Genomic DNA, 25,363 nt, shown 5'->3' on the forward strand with positions numbered 1-25,363 from the left:
GTGGCGGCCCCTTATCGTTCGGTGACGACAGGCGCGGCATCGGCCAGCGCATGAAGCTTGAAGCTGCGGGCATAGCCGGCCGGATCACGGCCGTCCCAGATCTTGCCATCGATCAGTTGACTGCTACGCATGGGCGCGGCGGGAACGTTGATGTCCAGCGCCTCGGCGGCCTGACGATAGAGCGCGAGCTGCTGCACCCGCGTAGCGACGGCGAGGTAGTCCGGATCGTCACGCAGCAGACCCCAACGGCGAAACTGGGTCATGAACCACATGCCGTCAGAGAGCCATGGCATGTTGACTTCGCCTTGGCGGTGAAAGCTCACGGCGTGAGGGTCCTGCCAGTGATTGCCCAGGCCATCGGAATACTCGCCGAGCAGGCGGGGCTCGATGTGCTCGACAGGGGCGTTGACGTACTCACTGCCGCTGAGCATCTGGGCGGTGCTGCGGCGATTGTCCCGGCTTTGCTCGATGAAGCGGCTGGCCTCCAGCACGGCCATGACCAGCGCTCGCGCGGTATTGGGGTATTGCTGAACGAACTCCAGACTGCATCCCAGTACCTTTTCCGGGTGGTCCGGCCAGATCGCCTGACTGGTCGCCAGGGTGAATCCCAGGTTCTGGCTGACTGCGCTGGCACCCCATGGCTCGCCGACGCAGAAGCCGTCGATTCGCCCGGCCTTGAGGTGTTCGACCATCTGCGGCGGCGGGACTACGACGCTGTCGACATCCTCCAGAGGATGGATGCCCTGACTCGCGAGCCAGTAATACAGCCACATCGCGTGGTTGCCGGTGGGCAGGGTCTGGGCGAAGGTTAGTTGTGTCTCGCTTTGGTGCGTGCGCCGGTCCAGTGCTTCAGGAGTGATCACGCCCGCCTTGAGCAAGGCGCTGGAGAGGTTGATGCTCTGCCCGTTCTGGTTCAGGCCCATGAGCACGGCCATGTCCCGTGCGGGACCGCCAATGCCCAGTTGCGCGGCATACATCAGACCATAAAGGCTGTGGGCGGCATGCAGTTCGCTGTTGACCAGCTTGTCGCGCAGGCTGGTCCACGACGGCTGGCGGTGCAGATTGATATTCAGGCCGTAGGGTTGGGCAAAGCCCTGGGTTGCGGCGACGATCAGCGAGGCGCTGTCGGTAAGGGCCATGAAGCCGACGTCGATGCTGCCCAGCTCCGGCCCGTCGCTGCCGTTGACCCAGGCCAGAGGCGTGTTGAGGGTGTCATTCATGGTTTTCGGTTCCGCAATGAAGAGGGCGATGTCGCGGGGCGCCACCGATCTTCCATAAAAAAGCGCCGCCTCGTCCGGGCCTGAGCCGGGACGAAAACGACGCCATTGTCCGATGACCCGATCCGCCGTTGGATCGAGTTCGATGGCAGGAGTGAAGCAAGGCATATGCCACGCCGGCGAAGTGACTGCGCAAAGTTGCCGACATGCCTCGCGCTACCCCCTTGAGCCCGTCTATAATCCGCCGCTGACTTCAGCCGCAATCGAGCCGCGCCCGCCCATGTATAACCTGGCCCGCCAGTTACTGTTCAAACTCTCCCCGGAAACCTCCCACGATCTGTCCATCGACCTGATCGGTGCCGGCGGTCGTCTGGGGCTCAATAGTCTGTTCAACAAGGCGCCCGCGCGGCTGCCGGTGACGGTTATGGGCTTGCAGTTTCCCAATCCGGTGGGCCTGGCCGCTGGCCTGGACAAGAACGGTGCGGCCATCGACGGTTTTGCCCAGCTGGGTTTCGGTTTCGTCGAAATCGGCACCGTGACCCCACGCCCGCAACCGGGTAATCCCAAACCGCGGATTTTCCGTCTGCCCCACGCTGAAGGTATCATCAACCGCATGGGCTTCAACAACCTGGGCGTCGACAATCTGGTCCGCCGCGTTCAGGCCGCCAAATACAACGGCGTGCTGGGCATCAACATCGGCAAGAACTTCGACACCCCGGTCGAGAATGCGGTCGACGATTACCTGATCTGCCTGAACAAGGTCTACGAGCACGCCAGCTACGTCACGGTCAATGTCAGCTCGCCCAACACGCCGGGCCTGCGCAGCCTGCAATTCGGCGATTCGCTCAAGCAACTGCTCGAAGCCCTGCGCGTACGCCAGGAAGAACTCACCGGCATCCATGGCAAGCGTGTACCGCTGGCCATCAAGATCGCGCCGGACATGAGTGACGAAGAAACCGTGCTGGTCGCCAGCGCGCTGCTGGAGTCGGGCATGGATGCGGTGATCGCCACCAACACCACGCTCAGCCGCGTCGGCGTCGAAGGCTTGCCCCATGCGGACGAGGCAGGCGGTCTGTCCGGTGCCCCGGTGCGCGAGCAGAGCACCCACATCGTCAAGGTGCTGGCCGGTGAGCTGGGCGGCAAAATGCCGATCATCGCGGCGGGCGGGATCACCGAAGGCAAGCACGCGGCGGAGAAGATCGCAGCGGGTGCCAGTCTGGTGCAGGTGTACTCGGGGTTCATCTACAAGGGCCCGGCGCTGATCCGCGAGTCGGTGGACGCCATCGCTGCCATGCCCCGCTGAGTGCCTGCTGCAAACGAAAAGAGGGGTTCCGTGTGGAACCCCTCTTGGGCTTTAGCCCGCCGCCCGGATGGGGCGTGCATGGTTAATGTGAAACGGAACCTGTTTGTCGAAGAATCTTGAGTCGGAATTTACCTTTGGTAATGGTGTAGCGTCAGCCGACCGCGTGAAGTTCGTTGAGCCTGTGTATACCCGCAGTGCCAGTCATACCGTCCCAGTTGTCGCCGCGTCCTTCTCGCCAGCCATTGATCCAGGCTTGGCGCACTGACGGTAGAGTAAATGGGCAAAGCTCACGGGATTTACCAGTTACGCCGTATTGATATCCGCGCGAAAAAGCTCTTTCCAACGGATCACGCTTAAGTCTTCTCATAGGGTGTTGCCCTCGTTTGTTGACTGTTATGTCCCTGGAGACCTCATGTCGAGGTCGGGCAGAAATCTTCTGCCTTTGGATGCCCGCTGCCGGCGTCGCGGGCATGGTGCTGTCGTCATTGCGGCGACAACCTGAGTAGATTTCTAACCAATGGACGGGACGCTGTGAATGATCGTTTTGTCATAAGAACGTAACCGTTGAGGCATTAAGACCATAAGCGTTGAAGCGTTTCGAGGGCACTTTTTCGGGGAGACCCCCTGATACGAGGGTCTTGATGAATCTTGCGAGTGTTTCTCATGTACGTCTGATGGCTGATTGACGTCAGATTTAAAACGACGAAGGGTCAGTGATGTGACTTTTTATTACTGCCAGCGTCGGGCTCAATAGTGGTTTTTTAATATCAGAATGTCGGCTGGATTTCTTCCACCGGCTTGACTGCCGCAATCGAAATGTATCGTTGCGGCGGATCGGCACAACTTGTGTGCCACGCAGGCGTTCTCCACGAAAGACGTCTGTTGCAATCGGGTCGGACAATGCGTTGTCCGGCCACTCATAGCCAAAGGCTCTGGAATACCGATGTCGGACCGTTACGAACTTTTCCTCACTTGTCCCAAGGGCCTTGAAGGCCTGCTCGCTGAGGAAGCCACTGCACTGGGCCTCCAGGAAACCCGCGAACACACCTCGACCATCCGTGGCAGCGCCGACATGGAGACCGCCTATCGGTTGTGCCTGTGGTCGCGTCTGGCCAACCGTGTCCTGCTGGTGCTCAAACGGTTCCCGATGAAGGATGCCGAGGACCTTTACCACGGCGTTCACGACATCGAGTGGGCCGATCATCTGGAGCCGGACGGGACGCTGGCCGTCGAGTTCAGCGGTCATGGCTCGGGCATCGATAACACTCATTTCGGCGCGCTGAAAGTCAAGGACGCCATCGTTGACCGTCTGCGCACCGCCGACGGTTCGCGTCCCTCGATCGACAAGCTCAACCCGGATCTGCGCGTGCACCTGCGTCTGGACCGGGGCGAGGCGATTCTGTCGCTTGACCTGTCCGGTCACAGCTTGCATCAGCGTGGCTATCGCCTGCAGCAAGGTGCCGCGCCGCTGAAGGAAAACCTCGCGGCGGCGATCCTCATCCGTTCCGGCTGGCCGCGTATTGCCGCCGAAGGGGGCGCGCTGGCTGACCCGATGTGCGGTGTGGGCACTTTCCTGGTCGAAGCAGCGATGATCGCCGCCGATATCGCGCCCAACCTGCGTCGTGAGCGCTGGGGTTTCTCTGCCTGGCTGGGCCACGTCCCGGCGCTGTGGCGCAAGCTGCACGACGAAGCGCTGGCGCGCGCCGAAGCAGGCCTGGCAAAACCGCCATTGTGGATTCGTGGCTATGAAGCCGATCCCCGCCTGATTCAGCCGGGCCGCAATAACGTCGAGCGCGCGGGTCTGTCCGAATGGATCAAGATTTATCAGGGCGAAGTCGCGACATTCGAGCCGCGTCCGGACCAGAACCAGAAGGGCCTGGTCATCTGCAACCCGCCATACGGCGAGCGTCTGGGCGATGAAGCGAGCCTGTTGTACCTCTATCAGAACCTTGGCGAGCGCCTGCGTCAGGCCTGCCTGAACTGGGAAGCGGCGGTGTTCACCGGTGCGCCGGATCTGGGCAAGCGCATGGGCATTCGCAGCCACAAGCAGTACGCGTTCTGGAACGGTGCTTTGCCGTGCAAACTGCTGCTGATTAAGGTGTTGCCCGATCAGTTCGTCACCGGCGAGCGTCGCACGCCGGAACAGCGTCAGGCCGAGCGCGAGCAAGCGGCTTACGATCAGACCCCGGACGAGCCCCAAGAGCGCAAGTTCAACAAGAACGGCAACCCGATGAAGCCGGCACCCGCGCCTGCGCCCGTGGTCGAGCAACCGCGCTTGAGCGAGGGCGGGCAGATGTTCGCCAACCGCCTGCAAAAGAACGTCAAGGCCATGAGCAAATGGGTCAAGCGCGAAGGCATCGATTGCTACCGCGTCTACGATGCAGACATGCCGGAATACGCCATGGCCATCGACCTGTATCACGACTGGGTACACGTTCAGGAATATGCCGCGCCGAAGTCCATCGACCCGGAGAAAGCCTCGATCCGTATGTTTGACGCGCTTGCCGCTATCCCGCAGGCGTTGAACATCGACAAGAGCCGCGTGGTGGTCAAGCGTCGTGAGCGTCAGAGCGGCATCAAACAGTACGAACGTCAAAGCGCTCAGGGCAAGTTCAACGAGGTAAACGAGGGCGGCATCAAGCTGCTGGTCAACCTGACCGATTACCTCGACACCGGCCTGTTCCTCGACCATCGTCCGATGCGCATGCGGATCCAGAAGGAGGCCGCCGGCAAGCGTTTCCTCAATCTCTTTTGCTACACGGCGACCGCCAGCGTGCACGCGGCCAAGGGCGGCGCGCGCAGCACCACCAGCGTCGATCTGTCGAAAACCTATCTGGACTGGGCGAGGCGCAACCTGTCGCTCAACGGATTTTCGGACAAGAACCGTCTGGAGCAGGGCGATGTCATGGCTTGGCTTGAGGCTAGCCGTGACGAATACGACCTGATTTTTATCGATCCGCCGACCTTCTCCAATTCCAAGCGCATGGAAGGGGTGTTTGATGTGCAGCGCGATCAGGTGCAGTTGATTGACCTGGCGATGGCGCGCCTGGCCAGCGGGGGGGTGCTGTATTTCTCCAACAACTTCCGCAAGTTCCAGCTGGAGGAAAACCTCGCCGAGCGCTACGTGGTCGAGGAAATCACCCAACAGACCCTCGACCCGGATTTCGCCCGCAACGGCAAGATTCACCGTGCGTGGAAGATCACGGCCCGCTGAACCGGCTCATGCGCTGGCCCTTTGTGGGTCAGCGCGTTGACGGCGTTATAAACAGGGCGACACACAGCACTAGGCAAACTAATGGCGAATAGCTATAAGGAAGCTCTGGCCACGTGTCGCGGCAACACTGTGGCGTCATGAGTTCTGCGTATGTCGTCAAATCAGGCAAGCGCCAAGATCCTTGGCTTCATCAATGAAGACACTTCGTCGTGGATCGTGGCGACGCTTGTGTTTTCGGCAGGCTCGGTGCTCACCGCGCTGTTGGCGCTGACCAATGTCGAGCTGTATCAGCGCCAGTTACGCCAGCGCTTCGAACTGCTGGCGAGTGAGCGGGTCAGCCGGGTGCAGGAACGCCTTGATGGCCAGGTGCAGCGGCTGGACAGTCTGCGCCGCTTCTTCGTCTATTCGGACGAAGTCTCTGAGGAAGAATTCAACGGTTTCGCCAACCCCATGCTCATCTGGACTCAGGCCTATTCCTGGGCGCCCCGGGTGCTGGATGCCGATCGCGCGCGATTCGAGGCGCAGGCGCGTGCGGACGGCGTGCCGGGTTACGCCGTGCGGGAAATGAATGAAGCTGGCGAGCTACGTAGCGCAGGTCGTCGCACGGCTTATTTCCCGGTGCGTTACACCCAGAGTCGCAGCCCGCTGCCACTGCCCAACGGTTTTGACGTCGATTCCGAAGAAACCCGCCACCTCACGCTGCAAAAGGCACTGACCAGCGCAACCATGGCCGCTTCGCCACGCACGAATCTGGTAGGACTCGAGCAGGAAAATCGCAATGGCGTGCTGCTGGTCGCGCCGGTGTTGTCACGGGACCGGATGGGGACGGTGCCGTCGGGGCGTCTCGAAGGCTACGTGATGGCGGTGATCAGCCTGCGCAAGCTGATGGCCGAGGGGCTGCCCCGACAGGATCTGGATAACCTGGCCCTCAGGCTCTATGACATGACGACGCCGCAGACGCCTGAGTTGTTGTATCAATCCACTTCCAGTGCCGTCGACGACGACCTGCAACTCAACACGTCGCTGACCTTTGCCGATCGCCGCTACGCACTGGAAATTCGCCCGACAGCCGCGTTCATCGGCGCCAATCCATCGACGACCGACAGTGTGGTGGTGCTCGGCGCGCTGCTCAGCTTCATGCTCAGTGCCTTGCTGTATGTGCTGATCAGCCAGCGTCAGCGCGCGCTGGGGCTGGTGGAGCAGCGAACGGTGCAACTGCGCCAACGGGAAAAGCAGCTGCGCAGCGCCCATGGGCAGTTGCGCAACGTGCTGGACGCGGCGACGCAGGTGGCAATCATTGCAACGGATCTGGAGGGGGTGATCACCACGTTCAACATCGGTGCTGAAAAGATGCTCGGCTACAGCAGCGCGCAGGTCTGCGGCAGTCTGACGTTGCTTGAGTTGCACGTGCCTTCGGAGCTTGCCGAGCAGGTCTCGGAGCTGAGTCAGCGCTACGGGCGTTCGATCAAGACCTGCGAAGCGATGCTGGTCGAGGCCGTGGAAGAGCANCGTGCGTCAGGACGGCAGCCATTTGCGGGTCAACATGCAGGTCAGTCCGGTGCTCGACGAGCACGATCAGTGGATCGGCTATCTGGCGGTGTGCCTGGACATCACCGAGCGCAAACGGGTGGAGGAAGAACTGCGGACCATGTCGGTGACCGACGCGCTGACAGGGGTCTACAACCGCCGTTATTTCCAGGAGCGCCTGCAGGCCGAGTTGCAGCGGGTGGAGCGCCACGGCGGCGTGTTCTCGGTGCTCATGCTGGACATCGATCACTTCAAATGCATCAACGATCAACTGGGCCACGCCGTCGGCGATCACGTGTTGCAGGCGATCTGCGAGCGTCTTTGCCATCGGCTGCGGCGCAGCGATGTGTTCTGCCGTCTGGGAGGCGAGGAGTTCATGGTGTTGTGCCCGGACACCAACGGCGATCAGGCCTACACCCTGGCCTCGGAGCTGTGGGCAGCGTTGCGCGTGGAGCCGGTCGACGGGGTCGGTCGGGTGACCGCCAGTTTCGGCATCGCCAGCTGGCGCGAAGGCGAGGGCGGCGACGACTTGCTGCTGCGCGCGGACTCCGGGGTGTATGCGGCGAAGATGGGTGGGCGCGACCGGATCGAGCCGGAGTTGGTCTAGTGTGCGTCCATCAGCACCGTGGTTGGCTGGATTAGCGCATTCACCCACAAGCTGGCTACCACACTACCTGCGTGCGTTGACTGATGCGCTTTTGGCCGGAGGCCGTGGGAGCTTTGCTCGCGAGCGATCTGGCGCGTAGCGTCAGCGAAACCAGACGCTTCGCCTGTGTCCGGTTTACCCCACTTGCAGGAGTTGCTGCCGGTGCCCGGCAGATCGCGGGCAAGCCCTGCTCCCACGCCCTCCGGGCCGAAGCTGTTTATGTGAGCTATCAGGCACTCATCGTCGGCGGCAGCTCCATCAGCTTGTCGAGGGTGATCGGCAGGTCGCGGATCCGTTTGCCGGTAGCGTGGGACACGGCGTTCGCCACGGCCGCGGCCAGTCCGGTGATGCCGATCTCGCCGATGCCACGGGCGCCGAACTCGTTGAGTTCGTAATCCGGGTAATCCAGCAGGATGACGTCGATGTCCGGTTGGTCGGCGTGAACGGGGACCACGTATTCGGCGTAGTTGTTATTGACCGGCATGCCATCGCGCTCATCGAAATCGGTGGCTTCGAACAGCGCCATGCCGACGCCCATGACGATCGCGCCTTCGACCTGATTCAGCGAGGTCTTCTTGTTGATCACCTTGCCGACATCGATGGCGCTCACCACCCGCGCCACGCGCAAACGAGAAATGCCCGGATCCCAACGCACCTCGACAAAATGCACGCCGAACGAGCGGAAGGAATGCTTGCTGGTGTCGTTCATTCCGGTCTTCGCTTCGCCAAAGGCGCTGGACTGCTTCTGCGCCTTGAGCACATCGGCAATGGCGAAAGTCTTTTCACCGCTCTTCAACTGGCCCTGTTCAAAGCTGATCTGGTCGGCCTTGGTGCCGGCGAACACACCTTTGGGCGCAGCAGAGAAGGCTTTCAATTGCTCGATGGCCTGACGCGTGGCTTCGGCAATCGCAGGCAGGACACTGGCGGTCGCCCAGGAGCCACCCGACACCGGTGCTGGCGGAAATGACGAGTTGCCCAGTTCGACCTCGATCTTGTCCAGCGGGATACCGGTGATGCTGCTGACCACCTGCGCGACGATGGTGTAAGTGCCGGTGCCGATGTCCTGCACACCGCAAATCGCGTACGCCGTGCCATCGGCGCGCAACGACACTTGCGCCTCGGCGGGCGTGCGGTAGGCGTCCCAGTTACAGGCGGCCATGCCGTAGCCGATGATTTCAGTGCCTTCTTTCATCGAGCCCGGTGTCGGGTTGCGCTTGCTCCAGCCGAACCGCTCGGCGGCCTGGTCGATGCATTCCTGCAGATGGTTGCTGGACCACGGCAGATTCTGGCTCTCATCGCGTTCCGAAACGTTGAGCTTGCGAAACTGCAGGGGGTCCATGCCGATCTTGTCAGCCATCTCGTCCATGGCCGATTCCAGCGCGAACAGGCCGGGCGCAGCGCCGGGGGCGCGCATGGAGGTCGGCGTGCCGCGGTTAGTTTCGATGATCTTGTGCGTCACCTGCACGTTGGCGCAGCTGTACAGGCTCTTGGTCGAGGTCCCGCAGTTTTCCTTGTAGGGGTCGGTGAAGGAGGTGGTGTTGATGGACTCGTGGCTCACCGACACCAGCTTGCCCTTGTCGTCCGTGGCCAGGCGCATGCGCTGCCGGGTTTCCGGACGGTGCCCGGTGGTGGTGAACATCTGTTGGCGCGGGACCACCAGTTGCACGGGGCGGTTGAGCACCTTTGCGGCGCCACAGGCCGCGACCGAGTGGGGCCAGATCCACAGCTTGCTGCCGAAGCCCGAGCCAATGAATGGGGCGCGGACTTCGACCTTTTCCGGAATCAGACCGAAGATCTTCGCCAGCGAGTTACGGTGGGCGACCACCCCCTGAGAGGCCTCATACACGATCAACCGGCCGTCTTCCCAACTGGCGACGGTGGCGTGCATTTCCATCGGGTTGTGGGTTTCGACGGGCGTGGTGTAAGTCGCGTCGATGCTGTGGGCGGCGCTGGCGAACGCCGCAGCCGCATCGCCCCGCTTGTGATTGGGGCTGCCGTCCTGCAGCTTGCCGGCTTTCATGCCTTGTTCCAGGTTGGCGACGGCGTCGGTCTTGCTGTAGCTGACCTTGACCTTATACGCCGCCGCGCGGGCATGTTCGAAGGTGTCGGCCACGACCAGGGCCACGAACTGCCCGGCGTAATACACGGTGTCGTCCTCGAACGGCAGTCGGCTTTCGTCGGACTTGGCCGCCTTGAGGATCTGCGCGAACGACATTGGCAGCGCCGAGTTGTGATAGAGCGACGGGAAGTTACCGTGGTGGAAAATCTCTACGACGCCTGGGGATTTGCGCGCGGCGTCCAGGTCCAGCGCCGTGATTTTTCCGCTGGCGACCGTGCTGAAGACGCCGTAGCCGTAGGCCATGTTCTTCAGGTGGTGGTCCGAGGCGTACATCGCAGCCCCGGTGACTTTGCGGCGCCCGTCGATCCGTGGTGGCGCCGAGCCGATCATGCTTGAATCAGTCATTTGATTTACCTTCTTCGCTCGGGGCGGAATCAAGCCGTGAGGGTGCCAAGGTTGCGCACGATCGCCTGCTGGCCGAGGGCAATCTTGTAGGCGTTGTGGCGATAGGCTTTGGCGCCCTGCATGGCGACGGCCGCGGCTTTTTCCATGTTCTGCGGGGTCAGTGTCGCGCCTTTGAGTGCACGCTCGGCCTCCGTAGCCCGCCACGGTTTGGTGCCGACGCCGCCCATGGCAATTCTGGCCTCGCGCACGGTGTCGCCGTCCATCACCAGAATGACCGCACTGGAGGCCAGCGCGAACTGATAGGACGCGCGGTCGCGCAGCTTCAGGTAGCCCGATTTGCTGCCCGCCAACGGCGCGTCCAGCACCACGTGGGTGATCAGCTCATCGTCCTGCAGCGCGTGCTCTTTCCAGGGTGTGGAACCTGGCAGCAGGTGAAAGTCGAGGAAGTCGATGCTGCGTTTGCCTTTGGGCCCCTGTACTTCGACGTTCGCGCCAATCGCCGCCATCGCCACGCACATGTCCGATGGGTGCGTGGCAATGCACTGATCGCTGGTACCCAGCACCGCGTGGACGCTGCGGTTATGGCCATCGATCGCCGCGCAGCCTGAACCTGGCTGGCGTTTGTTGCAGGCCGAATAACCGTCGCGGAAATAGTTGCAGCGCACCCGCTGCATCACGTTGCCGGCGGTGGTGGCCTTGTTGCGCAACTGGGTGGTGGCCCCCGAGAGCAATGCCTGGGACAGCACCGGATAATGCTCGACGATGTAGTCGTGATGGGCCAGATCGCTGTTGGTCACTAGCGCACCGATGCGCACGCTGCCGTCTTTCTGCACCTCGATCTGTTTGAGGACCAGGTGATTGACGTCGATCACCTGATCGGCGGGCATCACGTCGAGCTTCACCAGGTCGAGGAGGGTGGTGCCACCGGCGAGAAAGAACGCCGTCTGGCTTTTCGAATGGGTCGCGACGGCCTGCTCGACGCTGCCGGCGCGGACATAATCCAGGGCTCTCATCAGGTCACCTCCTGCAACTTGATTCTCGCGCTCTGTATCGCCGAGAGAATGTTCTTGTAGGCGCCGCAACGGCAGATATTGCCGCTCATGGCTTCGCGCACGCTGTGGTCGTCGCTGCCGATGTTCTTGTCTTGCAGCATCGCCACGGCGCTCATGATCTGGCCGCTGGTGCAGTAACCGCACTGGTAGGCGTCGTGCTCCCAGAAAGCTTCCTGTACGGGGTGCAGTTTGCCGTTTTTGGCGAGGCCTTCGACGGTGGTGATTTCGTCGCCTTCGTGCATCGCCGCCAGCGACAGGCAGGAGTTGATCGCGATGCCGTTGACATGCACGGTGCAGGCGCCGCATTGGCCATGATCGCAACCTTTCTTGGTGCCGGTCAGTTGCAGACGATCACGCAAGACGTCCAGCAACGCGGCATTGGCGGGCAAGTTGAGGGTATGAGCCTGGCCGTTGACCTTGAGGGTCATGCGTCGCTCGTCCTTTGCCGGCGGATCGGTGTCGTCGGGCACCGCGGCCTGGGCTTCCAGGGCCTGGGTCCAGATCGGCGCCGTGGCAGCAGCGAGCCCCGAGACGCCCATGGATTTGAGGAAGTTACGTCTCGAAGGCACGGTGAAGGCCGTGAGGTCGGATTGCGGTTCTTTCTTATCAGGCTGATCGGTCATGAACAGGTTCCTCGTCAGCGTTGAGTCAAGCCTGGCTCCGACGGTGGGCGGGCGCGCAAGCGTCTACGGCAGCGGTTGCGTGAAGCGATCAACGATAAACAATCATTGCCCTGCGCATTGGTTCGAATATCAGCATGCACTCATGAGCGATATTCTCTAATCCACGATGCGCCTGTGTACGGCGTTCTTCTTGTGGGGAGGCATGAGCGCAGGGGTAAAGGTTGTGACCCGTGGGGGTGTGGATGGTTGCGTAAAATTTGAGGGGTTGAGGCTGCACCTGTGGGAGCCGGCAAGCCGGCTCCCACGGTTCTGAATCAAGCAGCCGATGTTTCTTCCTTCAACGTCGCCATGTCGATGACGAAGCGATACTTCACATCACCTTTGATCATGCGCTCGTAAGCCTCGTTGATGTCCTTCATGTGGATCATCTCGATGTCCGAGACGATGCCGTGCTTCGCGCAGAAATCCAGCATTTCCTGAGTTTCCTTGATGCCGCCGATCAGCGAACCGGCCAGGCTGCGGCGCTTGAAAATCAGGTTGAACACCGAGGGCGAAGGATGCGGATGGTCCGGCGCACCGACCAGGGTCATGGTGCCGTCGCGCTTGAGCAGGTTGAGGAACGCGTCCAGATCATGGGGCGCCGCCACGGTGTTGAGGATGAAGTCGAGTTGGTTGGTCTGGGTCGCCATTTCTTTGGGGTCCTTGGACACCACCACTTCATCGGCGCCCAGGCGCAGGCCGTCTTCGCGTTTGTTCGGCGAGGTGGTGAACAGCACCACATGGGCGCCCATCGCGTGGGCGATCTTCACCGCCATGTGGCCCAGGCCGCCCAGACCGACCACGCCCACTTTCTTGCCCGGACCGACCTTCCAGTGGTGCAGCGGCGAGTAGGTGGTGATGCCCGCGCACAGCAGCGGCGCGACCGCCGCCAGGTTGTCGCTGTGAGAGATCTTCAGGACGAATTTCTCTTTCACCACGATCTTGTCGGAGTAACCGCCAAAGGTGTTTTCGCCGCCGAACACCGGACCGTTGTAAGTCCCGGTAAAACCGTTTTCGCAATACTGCTCGTCGCCTTCGGCGCAGGAGGCGCAGTGTTGGCAACTGTCGACCATGCAGCCGACGCCCGCCAGGTCGCCGACCTTGAAGTGCGTGACGTTAGCCCCGACGGCCGTGACCTTGCCGACGATCTCATGGCCCGGCACCGACGGGTACAGGGTGTTGTTCCATTCGTTGCGCGCGGTGTGCAGGTCCGAGTGGCAGACGCCACAGAACAGGATGTCGATCTGCACGTCATCGGCGCCCGGGTCGCGACGCTCGATCTGGAAAGGCGCCAGTTTGTCAGTGGCTTTTTGCGCGGCATAGCTGTAAGTCTTGATCATTTTTCGATCATCTCCAGTTGGGCAAAAGTCTGTGCAACAGCAATCACTGACAGGCGTGGGCTGCCAAAGGTCAATGGCTGACCGGGAAATCGCCAGTGCCGCTGAAAGTGTTCAGGGTGCGCGGAAAATCTTTCATTTCGTCGGCAGTCTGCCGATAAAGAGGCCGGAGTCACGTGAAATGTCGTGAAAACCCGATTTTCCGTCGTTTATAGGCAGCAAAAACGAATATGGCGCTTGCAACCTTCTGTCAGACCCCATGAAGATAGCCCAGTCCCACGCTGGCAATGGAGCGCCTATGAATTCTCACGTCTCGAACCCCAACCAGCGCCCGCCCTCTGCCGACGAGCAGCCGGTGCAGACAAGAGGCGATGGGGTGGAAAAACAGTCCTCGATGATCGATGACAGCTCACTTGAAGCCTTGTTGCGGGCAGCCAGGGTCGCCGCTCCCGATCTGGGCTGGGCGGCCTATCGCGCAGGCCAGCAAATGCATTTGCTGGGGCAGGGCGACGCTAGCACCGAGTGGCCGACGCTGATTCCCCGCGAGGCCTTCGATGCGTTCTGTCGGGAGCATTCGCTGCAGCGGTGGGTGACCGGTCACGGCGAGTGCGCGTTGGGGTGGTTGCTGGCGCCCGAGCGTGAGTCGGGCAATCCGTTGGTGACGACGCTGGCGAGCAAGCTTGGACTGAGGCTGCAGACCGACGCGCTGGCCCGTGCCCAGGCGACCCAGCGCGTGCTGTTCGAGATCACTTACCTGGCCAGTTCCACCCGTGATCGTTCGGCGTTCCTGCAAGGCGTCCATCAGCAGCTTTCGACCTTGATCGATGCCGAAAACTTCTATCTGGCGCTGTACGAGAGCCAAAGCGGCAAGATCACCTACCCGTATTACATCGACATCACCGACGTCGAAGCGCTGGAAGCTGAAACCTACGAATTTATCGATCCTGAACGCTTGTCGTTGACCGCCTATGTGTTGACCACCGAACAGCCGCTGTTCGTCGATGCGGCCGGTATCGAGCGGGCGCAGGCGCTGGAGCGTTTTCAATGCGTGGGGCATCGTCCTGAATTCTGGATGGGCGCGCCTCTGAAGAACGCCTCCGATGATGTCTTCGGCATGCTGGCAATGCAGGTCTACGACGTGTCGCGGGTCTACAGCGTCGAGGATCAGGAGTTGTTTCTGGTGGTCGCGCGTCACGTCGCGATGGCCCTGGACCGGATTCTGCACCGCGCCCAACTGGAAGAAACCGTGGCGCGCCGAACCCTTGAACTGTCCCGGCTCAACGACGCGCTGAGAAGTGAGGTCGCCGACCGTGAGCGTGCCGAGCATTTGCAGAGCGCGCTGTTCCAGATCACCGAGCTGTCCAGCCAGCCGGGGGACATGGCCGATCTGTTCAAGAGCCTGCATGTCATCGTCGGTGAACTGCTGTTCGCCCTGAACTTCTACATCGCACTGTTCGACGATGCCACGGGGGAGGTGACTTTTCCTTATTACGTCGATGAACGCCTGACCCGCCGACCGGATCCGCGTCGCGGCGAGCGCGGCTTTACCGAGTACGTGATTCGCCAGCGCCGGGCGTGCCTGATCGACAGCGCCGAAGCGCGGCGTCTCGAAAGCTGCGGCGAGATCACCATCCAGAACGACATCAATCGTTCCTGTTCCTGGCTCGGGATTCCGCTGTTCGATGGCGGCGTGGTACGCGGCGTGTTGGCGGTGCAAAGCTATTCGGCCCATGTGAGCTACTCGCTGCGCGATCAGGACCTGTTGACCTTCGTCTCGAGACACATCGACACCGCGTTGTCGCGCCGCAGTGCTGCCGAGGCCATTCACACTGCCAACCTGCGTCTGGAAGCCCGTGTCCAGGACCGCACCCGCGAGCTGGACGTCGCCAATGCCAAGCTGCAACACGAAAACGCCCACGACTCGTTGACCGGTCTGCCCAACCGCAGCCATCTGCAACAGCGCCTCCAACTCGCCTGGGATGAGTTCTGCGACCACGGTCAGGAACTGGTGGTGATGTTCATCGATCTGGACCGCTTCAAAATGGTCAACGACAGTCTTGGGCATCATTCCGGTGACCTGTTGTTGATTCAGGCGGCGGACCGGCTGCGCAGCTGCATGCGTGAAAGCGACCTGCTGGCGCGCCTGGGCGGAGACGAGTTCGCAGTTCTGGCGTACGCCGCGCCGCCGGATGTGACGGTGGCCATTGCCGAGCGCATCCTGTTGGCGTTCGACGTGCCGTTCTACATCGATGGGCATGCGGTATTTTCTTCGTGCAGCATCGGAGTGGTGGGCGCCGACTTGCAGTTTCACAAGGAGCCGGCGGACCTGCTGCGTGACGCTGACACCGCGATGTACCGGGTCAAGAACGCCGGACGCGACAGTTATGCGGTGTTCAATCAGGAAGTGCGCCGCGAGGTCTCCGATCAGATGGAGCAAGAGACCGCGCTGCGCAATGCCCTCAAGCGCACCGACGAACTGCTGCCGTATTTCCAGCCGATCATCGACGTCGCCAGCGGCAGGATTCTCGCGCTCGAGGCGCTGATTCGCTGGCGTCAGGCAGACGGCCGGGTGATCGCACCCGGGCAGTTTTTGCCGGCACTCGAAGGGCTGCGCCTGATCGGCAGGCTGGATTTCTACATGCTGCAGCAAGTGGTGGCGATGTTGGCCAGACCCGAGCGCGCCCACTGGCCGACCGTCCATGTGAACTGTTCGAGCTACAGCATCACCCGCCCCGAGTTTTCCAGCGAGGTGCTGGGCCTTCTCGCTCATCATGGCGTGGCCCCTTCGCGGATCTGCCTGGAGCTGACCGAAGGCGCGCTGGTGGCCGAACCCGATCTGGCACGCAAGGCCATGAAACATCTGGCTGACAACGGCGTGTCGGTGGTACTCGATGATTTCGGGGCCGGATTCTCTTCGTTGAGCTACGTGCATCAGTACCACTTCAGCGGTCTGAAAATCGACAAGTCGTTCACCCTGGAATTGACCACCAGTTCACGCAGCCGCGCCATCGTGCGGGCCATCGTGCGCATGGCCGAATCCCTGGGGCTGACCGTGGTCGCCNAATGGGCGCGGGGCAGGCGCAGGGGTATTACTTCTCGATGCCGGTGCCACAGGAGAAGCTGGACCTGAGTGCGTTGGCGTAGCGGCCTGGTCCTGACAGCCCGCCCGACGCCAGGCATGGCGATGTGATCGCAGGTCTGCCCAACAGGGTCTAGACTCAATGTCCCCTACGGTGATTTGCCTGTTTCCAGGTCGAAGCCGAACGTACTCCTTGCCGTTCAGTACGCTGTTGTCCACTTCCCGCATCCCTGCGGCTCGCAACATCGTGGTCTTTTCACTCGACCACCGCCTACTGCTTTCAGGTCAGATCTGCCTGTGCCGACGGTGGCCTTCCTCACAGGAGGTTGCGTAATGGACGAGGCAAAACTTCACGAATTCATGGGCAAGCTGGTGTCAGACATGGGCGCGGCTGCGCTGCTGGCCAATGTCATGCTCGGCGACGAACTGGGGTTGTACCGGGCCATGGCCGACAGCCTGCCGATCACCCCGCAAGCCTTGGCCGAGAAGACCGGCTGCAATCCGCGATTGATCCGCGAGTGGCTCAGCGCTCACGTGGCCTCAGGCTATATGGAACATCGGGATGGCGCGTTCGTGTTGCCCGAAGAGCAGGCACTGGCCCTGGCCATCGAGGATTCGCCGGTGTACGTGGCGGGCGGCATCATGGTGGTGGCGTCGATGTTTCACGACAAGGACAAGCTGGTGGCCGCCATGCGCGGTGATGGCGCGCTGGCCTGGGGTGATCACCATCCGTGCATGTTCAGTGGCACCGAGCGTTTCTTCAGGCCCGGCTACAAGACGTTTCTGGTGTCCCAGTGGCTCCCTGCGCTGGACGGCGTGGTCGACAAGTTGAACGCAGGGGCCAGGGTCGCCGACATTGGCTGCGGGCACGGCGCCTCGACCATCGTCATGGCCAAGGCCTTCCCGGCGTCACGTTTCGAGGGCTTCGACTACCACGCCCCCTCTATCACGACAGCGACCGAGCGGGCCAGGGAAGGCGGCGTCAGCGAACGCGTCAGCTTCCACCAGGGCACGGCCAAGGACTTCCCCGGCGACGATTACGATCTGGTCTGTTATTTCGATTGTCTGCACGACATGGGCGATCCGGTGGGGGCGGCGCGTCATGCGCACCAATCGCTGAAAAAAGACGGAACCGTTCTACTGGTCGAGCCGTACGCCAACGACAGCCTCGACGAAAACCTCACGCCGGTAGGGCGTTTGTTTTACGCCGCATCGACGTTCATCTGCACGCCGAACTCGCTGTCTCAGGAGGTGGGGCTGGGGCTGGGCGCGCAGGCCGGTGAGGGGAGATTGCGCGATGTGTTTGCCGAGGCCGGATTCAAGCATTTTCGCCGTGCCGCCGAGACGCCGTTCAACCTGATTCTGGAGGCGCGCAAGTAGCAGCACGGGCGACGGTAGGCGTGAGCGTGCTCGCGATGGCGTATGTCTTGCTGTGGCAGAGGTGTCGAAGGTGGGGCTTTTCTCCCACTACCCAGTGCAGTTCCCCCTTGCTAGACTCCGGCCCATGTCAGACATCGATTCCAAACATTCAGACGTCTCGGCCATGCCGACCTACGCCTTCTGCCCGGTGATCTCCGCGCTCGAGGTGATTGGCGAGCGCTGGGTGATCCTCATTCTGCGCGACCTGTTGCGCAATCCTTCACGTCGCTTTCAGGATTTGCAGGATTCGCTCAAGGGCTGCGCGCCGAGCACCTTGTCGACCCGGCTCAAGTCACTTGAAGCCAACGGCCTGATCGAGCGCCGTCTGTATGAGCAGCATCCGCCGCGTCTCGAATACCTGCTCACCACCAAGGGGCGTGAAGTCGGACCGGTGGTGGCGTCGTTGCGCGACTGGGGGTTGCGCCTCCAGGAGCAGGATCCGCCGCAGTAAGCTGCGCGGCCACGCAAGCAGTTCATCTTCTCATCGAACGTCCATGAAACAACCGTCTACGCTCTCAGTGCAGCGCGACGGCATGGTGTGTGACGTACATGGTTTTCCTCGGCCGCAAAGACAAAAAATAGAAGTCTGATCTTCTTGGGGGAAGACCATGAACCTGTATCGATATGCGGGCCAGACGCTCTGTGCGTTGCTGGCGATGATGAGTGCGTGTGCGTCAATGGCGGCCGAGCAACAACTGGCCAGTATCGGTTCGTTGACCATGACCGGTGGCAAGATCAAGCAATGCTCTCTGGGCTATCGCACCTACGGCACCCTGGCGGCCGACCAGGGAAACGTGGTGCTGGTGCCGACCTGGTTGACGGGGCGCACGGCCGATCAGGTGGATCTGATCGGTCCCGGGAAGCTCATCGACACCGACCGCTGGTACGTCATCGCGCTGGATGCCATCGGCAACGGCGTTTCCTGTTCACCTTCCAACAGCAAGACCCATCCTCGGCTCAAGTTTCCCGAATTCGGTATCCGCGACATGGTCAAGGCTCAGCATCGCCTGTTGGCGCTGACCCTGGGCATCGATCACGCCCACGCCATCGTCGGGATTTCCATGGGCGGCATGCAGGCGTTGCAGTGGGCGGTGATGTACCCCGACTACGCCAGCAAGGTCGTGACCATCGTTGGCACACCGCAACCGACCGCGCAGGATTTACAGGTCTGGAGGGCTGAAATGAGCGCCATTGAACGCAACCCCGGCTGGAACAACGGCAATTACGCGCCGGGCACGGTGTTCAGAAACCTCACGGCGCTGCATACCGAATCCTTGTGGACCCCGGAGCACGCGGCGGCCAGGACCGTCGCCGCCAAACAGCCCACTGAAGACCGCTTGCACGGCACGCAGACCAGCCAGAGTTTCAGCGCCGTGGACTGGTATCGCCAATTGCAGGCGATGACCACCTTCGATCTGGTCCGCGACGGCGGCATGGCGACCCTGTCGGGGAAGATCAAGGCGCGGATGCTGATCATCACGTCTGAACAGGACCGGCTGGTGGACCCGGCGCCGTCCAAAGCCCTGGCGGCACAGAAGCGCAACACCAGGCTTCTCGTTCTGGACAACGATTGCGGGCACATGGCCCCAGTCTGCGAAATGAAAAAGGTCGATCAGGCAGTGAAAGACTTTCTCGAGTGATCAGCCGGCAAGGCGGCCAATGACTGCCGCCGACGGCAATACGGGGCCGGTATTGCCGCTCGGTCAGTCCTTGGCAATCGATGGAGACCTTGCCAGACGGAGCCCACAGAGATGTAACCACATATGGCACCGGTTTTGCTGTGACCTGTGGTGCATCGATAACCTGAAAGGGAGGTGAAAGATGATCATAGGGAACAGTGCCATCCAGCAGTTCGTGTCGAAAGCCGTGTCGCACACGCATTTCGACCCGACAGACAAGGATGCATACACCAGCGCAATCGCCGGTGCCTCGGCGCCGGTCGCAGCGATTGCCGGCAGCACCGACAATGCCACCGAAAGCAGCACCGATCAGGGCTATAACGAGTCCTTCGCCAAAATGATGGTGAACCTCAAGGCGGCTCTGGCCAACAGCACCGCGTCGGTGTCCGATGACGACAAAGCGGCTGCGGCGGCTGCGTTTTCCTCTGCCTCCGACAAACAGTTGGCGGCATCGGACAGTGTGACCAAAACAGTCGACAGCAACATTGCGGCCGTCGAAGGAAGTGATACGGACGCCTCGGTAGCTTCATCGGCCAAAGAGCAGTTTCTGGCGTACATGAACCAGAGCGATGCCGAAAAGGTGCGTCAGCAACTGACCGGCGTGAGCAAGGAAGAGTACGACAACATGACGCCGGAGCAGCAAGCGGCGGTCGACAAGAAAGTGGCCGATCTGCAGAAACAGAAGCAGGAACAGCAGATCGCTGAAACCGAGGTCAAGACCAGGATCGCCATGGCGAAGGCGGAAATGGCCTGAGGCTTGGGCGGGACGGGTTTTGCGAAGCGTCAATGAGAAGGGGCAGCGGTTTAGACCGGCTGCCCTTTTTTTTACGACACTGAGCGCTTTCTTGATCATTTTGTTGGCCGCCTCCTACAGCACGGGTAGCCAAAGACAGGCTGCCAACCGGTCGTGGCTTGGCATCGTCTTCTGTATAGTTTTGTCCGTATTCCGTACACGTTCACAACAAGTCCAGGAGCCGATCATGTCCAGATTCAACGCCCAGGTGGTTTGCATGGCAGCCGAGCGTGACGCGCAGAAAGTCAAAAAGGCGTTCCTTCAGCTAGTTCACGCTGACCTTATCGAGAACACTGAACGTATCGAGCCGATCCCCGCAGCGTTGCTGACGCGAATGCAACGCCTGAGAGCCAGAGCACGGGCTAATCGCAACTGCAGCGATCTTCTGGAAGGTTGATCAATGCAGTCAGGGACGATTGCAATCAGCAATGGCTGGGCTCTTTACGGCCATCCTCTGTTTCTGAACCGTCTTGACTCCCTGGTTGAAGAAGTGGAGTCGTTGGTCAGCGACGACCCGAAAGGATTCCATCCGGCATGCTCATTACAAGCTGTTTGAGAAAGTCGATATATCTATCCGGGAACGCGTTCCTTGTAACCCCGCAGCGCCGGAATATCTTCAGGGGAATACGCTTGGGAAGGCATGTCGGCATTGGCGCCGGGTTCAGTCCGGGCTCCCCAATCGTTACCGGCTATTCTTTCAGTACCGAAGCGATACCCCGAGCAGCATCATTTATGCTTGGTTGAACGATGAGGCGACTCTACGCAAGGATGGCGCGAGAACAGACGTCTACACCGTTCTCAAAAGGATGTTGAGCAGCGGTGAAATGCCGGCAACCTATAATGCCCTGCTCAAAGCATCAGGGCCTGTCGCCAGTCACTGACAACACAGAAAGAATTTAAAGTGAAAAGCCCGGACATCGCGCCGGGCTTTTCACCTTGTGTAACTGCCGTCAGCGAGCAGCGGAACTTTCAAACCACCTGATCCCGATACGGCAAATCCGGCCCCACCCGCGTGCAGGTCAATGCCGCCGCCGCTACCGCGAAGTCCAGCATCTGGGTCAATGTCTCTCGACTCAGTGTCGGCAAATTCGCGGGGGTGTCGAGCCCGCGCTCGGTGAGGAAGGTGATCAGTGCTGCCTGGAAGGTATCGCCTGCGCCTACGGTGTCGGCGGTTTTCACTTCGCGGGCCGGGACCGACCAACTGCCCAGCTCGCGGGTGAAGATGCTCGCGCCCTGGCGGCCACGGGTCATGATCACCAGTTGGCAGTGATGGGTCAGCCAGCCTTTGGCGACGGTCTCGGCATCGACGTCCGGGTACAGCAGGCCCAGGTCTTCGTCGCTGACCTTGATGATGTGTGCATGCTCTGCGAATTTTGCCACCTGGCTGCGCCACAGTTCGATGCTCGGCGCCGGGTTCAGGCGCACGTTGGGGTCGTAGGTGATCAGGCGTTTGCCGCTCTCGCGTTGCACCAGGGCCAGCAGGGCATCGGCGACCGGCTGAACCACCAGCGAGAACGAACCCACATGCAGGCCGCGCACGCTGTCGTCCAGTTCAGGCAGTTGCTCGACGGTCAGCAGACGGTCGGCACAGCCTTCGCCGCGGAAGCTGTAATGCGGCGAACCATCGGCGCCCACCGCGACCATCGCCAGCGTCGTCGGCGCATCGAAATGAATCAGGAAGTCCTCACGCACACCTTCTTCCTGCAGCACGGTCGCCAGGCGCTTGCCCAGGTAGTCGGTGGAAATTCCGGCGAAGAAACCGGCCTCTACACCCAGCCGGCGCAAGCCCACGGCGACGTTGAACGGCGAACCGCCCGCCACGGCCTGAAAGCCGACGCGATTGCTTTGTCCATTGCTGTCCGGTTGACTGAAAAAGTCGAACAGTGCTTCGCCACACACCAGATACATAGTTGCTCCGTAAAGGGCGTCCGTCAGACGCCCTGCAATTGATTGCGGTAGTGCTGAAAAACCCTGTGATACGCCGCCACATGCTCGGCCACGGGCCGGGTCTCGCTGCCCGGGTCCAGGCTTACGCAGCGTTCGCTCAAGGCTTGGAGTGATTCATCTGCGCCTTCGGCATGCGAGTGGCACCACGCTGCCTGAATCGCCGCACCCAGGGCCGCTGCTTCCGTGCCGGTGGTGCAGATCACAGGCGTGTCCATGATGTCGGCGACGATCTGACGCCAGATCGCGCTTTTCGCGCCACCGCCGATCAGCCGGATGTTCGCGCTCTTGATGCCGCTTTCGCGCAGCAGGTCCAGACCGTAGCGCAGGCCGAACGTCGTGCCCTCGACCACCGCGCGGCACAAGTTGGCCTGATTCAGGTTGGTGCTGTCCAGCCCCAGAATGCTACCTGTTGCGTGGGGCAGGGCGGGTACCCGTTCGCCGTTGAGGAACGGCAGCATCAGCACGCCCTGGGCGCCGATGGGCGAGGACGCGATGGCCGCATTGAACGCGCCGATGTCCAGCGCGAACAGCTCGCGAATGGCGCTGGTGGCGTTGGTCAGGTTCATGGTGCAGATCAGCGGCAACCAGCCACCGGAGGACGAGCAGAATGTCGCCACCGAGGGTTGCGCGCTGACATTGCCCTCATCGGCAAACGCGTAAACCGTGCCGGACGACCCCAGGCTCATGGTGATCGAGCCCGGCGCAATGTTGCCGGTACCGATGGCGCCCATCATGTTGTCGCCGCCACCGCTGGAAACGATGGCGTCGGGATTGATCCCCAGGCGCTCGGCAATCGCCGGCAGAATCGTCCCGACCGCTTCGTGGGCTTCGAGCAGCTCCGGCAATGCCTTGACCAGACGTCCCGTCGCGTCGATATGTTGCAATATCTCCAGATCCCATTCGCGGGTACGCACGTTGAAATAGCCGGTGCCGGACGAGTCGCCATACTCGCTGCAGCAGCGACCGGTCAGCCAGTAATTGAGGAAGTCATGGGGCAAAAGGATCTTGTCGATCCGCGCGAACAGTTCCGGAAATTGCTCCTTGGTCCACAGCAATTTGGACACGGTGTAGCCCGGCGCGATGGCGATACCCAGACGCTCCAGCGAGCCCGCTTCGCCGCCCAGATAATCGAGCAGCCGATCGTTCTCCGGCGCTGACTCGGTGTCGCACCACAGTTTGGCCGGGCGCAACACATGGCCCGACTCGTCGAGCATCACCAGGCCGTGTTGCTGCCCGGACACGCCGATGCCCTGAATCTCGGCACCGCTGATGCCAGCCTGCGCCAGCGCGGCGGCCGTCGCCTGCTCGAACGTCGTAAGCCAGTCCTGCACATCCTGCTCCCGGCGCCCGTTGGCACCGCTGATCATGTGATGTGCGCCCGAGCCTTCGCCCAATACCTCGCCGCTGACGGCATCCAGAACAATTGCCTTGGTGCCTTGGGTGCCGCAATCGATGCCGAGAAACATGTTCACCTCTTGACCTATGGAGTTCAGATGGCTTTCGCTAACAGGTTTTCCAGGGTTTTGCTGACGCCCAGTTGCTTCAGGCTGTTCAGGTTGTGCTCGAACGATGCCACGAACTCAGGTGATTTCGGAATCGCTGCGCCGAAGATTTCTTCCACCTCCAGCAGGCGTTGGGTGACCAGTACGTCGTCGGCGACCAGCGCTTTGCAGAAGTCCGCGCGCGGGTCGACGACCTTGTAGTCGACGCCGTTCTCGCCCTTGAAATCGCGGTTCTTGTTGCCTTGCAGGTACAAGGCCCAAGCCGCGACCACCAGCGAGGCGCGGTCCATGTTGCCGCTGTCGACGATCAGACGATTGATGGTCGGCACGGTGAACTTCGGAAATTTCGACGAGCCGTCCGAACACACACGTTCCAGTTGGTCGGCGATGGCCTGGTTGGAGAAACGGTCGATCAGGGTCTGTTTGTAGTCGGTCAGGTCGATGCCCGGCACCGGCGCCAGTTGCGGGGTGACGTCCAGGTCCATGTAGGTGCGGATGTAATCGACGAACAACGGGTCGTTCATGGTTTCGTGAACGAAGCGATAGCCTTTCAGCGCGCCCAGATAGGTCAGTGCCAGATGGCTGCCATTGAGCAACTTGATCTTCATTTCTTCGTAAGGGGTGACGTCGTCGGTGAACTGCACGCCGACCTTTTCCCAGGCCGGGCGACCATTGACGAACTTGTCTTCCAGCACCCATTGCACGAACGGTTCGCAGACCACCGGCCAGGCGTCGTCGATGCCTTTTTCGTCATGCAATTGCAGGCGGTGGGCAGTGCTGGTCATCGGCGTGATGCGGTCGACCATGGCATTGGGGAAACTGACGTTGTCGGCGATCCAGTCGTGCAGATCGGCGTCACGCTGTTTGGCGAACGTCAGCAGCGCTTTGCGGGTGACAGCCCCGTTGTGCGGCAGGTTATCGCAGGACATCAGGGTGAACGCAGGCGTGCCTTCGGCGCGGCGCTTGGCGAGGGCTGCGCACAAATAGCCGAATACGGTTTTTGGGGTGGCGGGGTGTTGCAGGTCATGCTGGATCTGCGGCAGGTGGCTCATGAACTCGCCGGTGCTGTCGTCGATGCAGTATCCGCCTTCGGTAATCGTCAGTGAAACGATGCGGATGTCCGGGCTGGCCAGCTTGTCGATCAGCACCAGGTCATTGTCCGTGGACATCAACATCTGGCTCATGGCGCCGATGATGCGGGTTTCGGTGTCTGGCGTGTCGCCCAGTTCGAACAGGGTGTAGAGGAAGTCCTGGCCCTTGAGCGCTTCGAAGTTGGCGCGGTCTTCCTCGCGCAGGCTGACGCCGCAGATGGCCCAGTCCAGGCCCTCGCCGCTCTTGTCCTTCGCACCGAGAGACATGAGCGCATCGGTATAAAAAGCCTGATGCGCGCGGTGAAAACCACCGACGCCGATGTGGGCGATGCCCTGGCGGCGGTCTTCGAGGGTGTAGGCGGGCAGTTCAATGCCGGCACCGAGGTTCGACAGATTCTGTTTGTTCAGTTTCATGACTACGGTCTCTGATT

Annotated in this window: 19 protein-coding genes and 1 pseudogene; 11 read left to right on the plus strand and 9 right to left on the minus strand. The window is 61.3% G+C overall.

The genetic code is table 11. The features are described from left to right. Positions 1-11: 11 nt before the first annotated feature. Positions 12-1,220 (minus strand): CmpA/NrtA family ABC transporter substrate-binding protein, encoded by a 1,209-nt coding sequence (locus D3M70_RS13820; protein ID WP_120126392.1) that lies wholly within the window; start codon positions 1,218-1,220, stop codon positions 12-14. 277 nt (positions 1,221-1,497) lie between these two features. On the opposite strand from D3M70_RS13820, the gene D3M70_RS13825 reads away from it, so the two are divergent. Next, positions 1,498-2,520 (plus strand): quinone-dependent dihydroorotate dehydrogenase, encoded by a 1,023-nt coding sequence (locus tag D3M70_RS13825; protein ID WP_120126313.1) that lies wholly within the window; start codon positions 1,498-1,500, stop codon positions 2,518-2,520. Between the two features lie 151 nt (positions 2,521-2,671). Here the strand turns inward: D3M70_RS13825 and rmf are convergent, their stop codons facing one another. Next, positions 2,672-2,887: a ribosome modulation factor gene (gene rmf / locus D3M70_RS13830; protein WP_010223328.1), complete on the minus strand. Its 216-nt coding sequence runs from the start codon at positions 2,885-2,887 to the stop codon at positions 2,672-2,674. Positions 2,888-3,463: 576 nt separating this feature from the next. Here rmf and rlmKL point away from each other — a divergent pair. The 3 genes and pseudogenes from rlmKL to D3M70_RS33195 all read left to right on the plus strand — a co-directional run. Then, a complete protein-coding gene (gene rlmKL / locus D3M70_RS13835; RefSeq protein WP_120126314.1) occupies positions 3,464-5,734 on the plus strand; it encodes a bifunctional 23S rRNA (guanine(2069)-N(7))-methyltransferase RlmK/23S rRNA (guanine(2445)-N(2))-methyltransferase RlmL in 2,271 nt (756 codons plus the stop codon). Positions 5,735-5,884: 150 nt separating this feature from the next. Next, positions 5,885-7,242, plus strand: a 1,358-nt coding sequence (locus D3M70_RS13840) for a CHASE domain-containing protein (RefSeq protein WP_375232971.1), incomplete at its 3' end; no start/stop codon positions are given. A 1-nt stretch (position 7,243) separates the two neighbouring features. Continuing rightward, positions 7,244-7,868 (plus strand): annotated as a pseudogene (locus tag D3M70_RS33195) (GGDEF domain-containing protein); the annotation flags it as partial. Between the two features lie 268 nt (positions 7,869-8,136). Here the strand turns inward: D3M70_RS33195 and D3M70_RS13845 are convergent. From D3M70_RS13845 to D3M70_RS13860, 4 genes are all read right to left on the minus strand, one after another. Then, a complete protein-coding gene (locus tag D3M70_RS13845; protein WP_120126315.1) occupies positions 8,137-10,371 on the minus strand; it encodes a xanthine dehydrogenase family protein molybdopterin-binding subunit in 2,235 nt (744 codons plus the stop codon). 29 nt (positions 10,372-10,400) lie between these two features. Continuing rightward, entirely contained in the window at positions 10,401-11,384 is a 984-nt protein-coding gene (locus D3M70_RS13850) for a xanthine dehydrogenase family protein subunit M (protein WP_120126316.1), read from the minus strand. Continuing rightward, complete coding sequence (locus tag D3M70_RS13855; RefSeq protein WP_120126317.1) at positions 11,384-12,046, minus strand: (2Fe-2S)-binding protein; 663 nt, start codon at positions 12,044-12,046, stop codon at positions 11,384-11,386. The genes D3M70_RS13850 and D3M70_RS13855 overlap by 1 nt, the downstream gene beginning before the upstream one ends. A 314-nt stretch (positions 12,047-12,360) precedes the next feature. Continuing rightward, positions 12,361-13,425 (minus strand): NAD(P)-dependent alcohol dehydrogenase, encoded by a 1,065-nt coding sequence (locus D3M70_RS13860; protein WP_120126318.1) that lies wholly within the window; start codon positions 13,423-13,425, stop codon positions 12,361-12,363. A 391-nt stretch (positions 13,426-13,816) separates the two neighbouring features. Here D3M70_RS13860 and D3M70_RS13865 point away from each other — a divergent pair. From D3M70_RS13865 to D3M70_RS13895, 7 genes are all read left to right on the plus strand, one after another. Then, the coding region (locus D3M70_RS13865; RefSeq protein WP_256659849.1) for an EAL domain-containing protein at positions 13,817-16,483 on the plus strand (2,667 nt) is incomplete at its 3' end. A gap of 351 nt (positions 16,484-16,834) precedes the next feature. After that, entirely contained in the window at positions 16,835-17,881 is a 1,047-nt protein-coding gene (locus D3M70_RS13870; protein ID WP_120126319.1) for a class I SAM-dependent methyltransferase, read from the plus strand. A 124-nt stretch (positions 17,882-18,005) separates the two neighbouring features. Next, on the plus strand, positions 18,006-18,371 hold the full coding sequence (locus tag D3M70_RS13875; RefSeq protein WP_218568419.1) for a helix-turn-helix domain-containing protein: 366 nt from the start codon (positions 18,006-18,008) through the stop codon (positions 18,369-18,371). 157 nt (positions 18,372-18,528) lie between these two features. Then, positions 18,529-19,560, plus strand: a complete 1,032-nt coding sequence (locus D3M70_RS13880; protein ID WP_120126320.1) for an alpha/beta fold hydrolase — start codon at positions 18,529-18,531, stop codon at positions 19,558-19,560. Positions 19,561-19,741: 181 nt separating this feature from the next. Further along, positions 19,742-20,353: a hypothetical protein gene (locus D3M70_RS13885; RefSeq protein ID WP_120126321.1), complete on the plus strand. Its 612-nt coding sequence runs from the start codon at positions 19,742-19,744 to the stop codon at positions 20,351-20,353. A 226-nt stretch (positions 20,354-20,579) separates the two neighbouring features. Beyond that, positions 20,580-20,789 (plus strand): hypothetical protein, encoded by a 210-nt coding sequence (locus D3M70_RS31720; RefSeq protein WP_133306469.1) that lies wholly within the window; start codon positions 20,580-20,582, stop codon positions 20,787-20,789. Positions 20,790-20,874: 85 nt separating this feature from the next. Then, positions 20,875-21,273, plus strand: coding sequence for a type II toxin-antitoxin system YhaV family toxin (locus D3M70_RS13895; RefSeq protein WP_256659846.1), 399 nt, complete (start codon positions 20,875-20,877; stop codon positions 21,271-21,273). A gap of 88 nt (positions 21,274-21,361) precedes the next feature. On the opposite strand, the gene D3M70_RS13900 is transcribed toward D3M70_RS13895, so the two are convergent. Genes D3M70_RS13900 through D3M70_RS13910 form a run of 3 tightly spaced genes read right to left on the minus strand, consistent with a single transcriptional unit; the run spans position 21,362 to position 25,346 of the window. Then, on the minus strand, positions 21,362-22,300 hold the full coding sequence (locus D3M70_RS13900; protein WP_120126323.1) for a carbohydrate kinase: 939 nt from the start codon (positions 22,298-22,300) through the stop codon (positions 21,362-21,364). Between the two features lie 23 nt (positions 22,301-22,323). Next, complete coding sequence (gene xylB, locus D3M70_RS13905) at positions 22,324-23,805, minus strand: xylulokinase (RefSeq protein WP_120126324.1); 1,482 nt, start codon at positions 23,803-23,805, stop codon at positions 22,324-22,326. A 23-nt stretch (positions 23,806-23,828) separates the two neighbouring features. After that, positions 23,829-25,346 (minus strand): mannitol dehydrogenase family protein, encoded by a 1,518-nt coding sequence (locus tag D3M70_RS13910; RefSeq protein WP_120126325.1) that lies wholly within the window; start codon positions 25,344-25,346, stop codon positions 23,829-23,831. Positions 25,347-25,363 lie beyond the last annotated feature (17 nt).

It is taken from the genome of Pseudomonas sp. LS-2 (assembly GCF_003605735.1).
Taxonomy (GTDB): domain Bacteria; phylum Pseudomonadota; class Gammaproteobacteria; order Pseudomonadales; family Pseudomonadaceae; genus Aquipseudomonas.

Bases quoted from the DNA above. Each gene is read 5' to 3' on its own strand.
- D3M70_RS13820 (WP_120126392.1), bottom strand. From the start codon at position 1,220: ATGAATGACACCCTCAACACGCCTCTGGCCTGGGTCAACGGCAGCGAC.
- D3M70_RS13825 (WP_120126313.1), top strand. From the start codon at position 1,498: ATGTATAACCTGGCCCGCCAGTTACTGTTCAAACTCTCCCCGGAAACC.
- rmf (WP_010223328.1), bottom strand. From the start codon at position 2,887: ATGAGAAGACTTAAGCGTGATCCGTTGGAAAGAGCTTTTTCGCGCGGA.
- rlmKL (WP_120126314.1), top strand. From the start codon at position 3,464: ATGTCGGACCGTTACGAACTTTTCCTCACTTGTCCCAAGGGCCTTGAA.
- D3M70_RS13845 (WP_120126315.1), bottom strand. From the start codon at position 10,371: ATGACTGATTCAAGCATGATCGGCTCGGCGCCACCACGGATCGACGGG.
- D3M70_RS13850 (WP_120126316.1), bottom strand. From the start codon at position 11,384: ATGAGAGCCCTGGATTATGTCCGCGCCGGCAGCGTCGAGCAGGCCGTC.
- D3M70_RS13855 (WP_120126317.1), bottom strand. From the start codon at position 12,046: ATGACCGATCAGCCTGATAAGAAAGAACCGCAATCCGACCTCACGGCC.
- D3M70_RS13860 (WP_120126318.1), bottom strand. From the start codon at position 13,425: ATGATCAAGACTTACAGCTATGCCGCGCAAAAAGCCACTGACAAACTG.
- D3M70_RS13870 (WP_120126319.1), top strand. From the start codon at position 16,835: ATGGACGAGGCAAAACTTCACGAATTCATGGGCAAGCTGGTGTCAGAC.
- D3M70_RS13875 (WP_218568419.1), top strand. From the start codon at position 18,006: ATGTCAGACATCGATTCCAAACATTCAGACGTCTCGGCCATGCCGACC.
- D3M70_RS13880 (WP_120126320.1), top strand. From the start codon at position 18,529: ATGAACCTGTATCGATATGCGGGCCAGACGCTCTGTGCGTTGCTGGCG.
- D3M70_RS13885 (WP_120126321.1), top strand. From the start codon at position 19,742: ATGATCATAGGGAACAGTGCCATCCAGCAGTTCGTGTCGAAAGCCGTG.
- D3M70_RS31720 (WP_133306469.1), top strand. From the start codon at position 20,580: ATGTCCAGATTCAACGCCCAGGTGGTTTGCATGGCAGCCGAGCGTGAC.
- D3M70_RS13900 (WP_120126323.1), bottom strand. From the start codon at position 22,300: ATGTATCTGGTGTGTGGCGAAGCACTGTTCGACTTTTTCAGTCAACCG.
- xylB (WP_120126324.1), bottom strand. From the start codon at position 23,805: ATGTTTCTCGGCATCGATTGCGGCACCCAAGGCACCAAGGCAATTGTT.
- D3M70_RS13910 (WP_120126325.1), bottom strand. From the start codon at position 25,346: ATGAAACTGAACAAACAGAATCTGTCGAACCTCGGTGCCGGCATTGAA.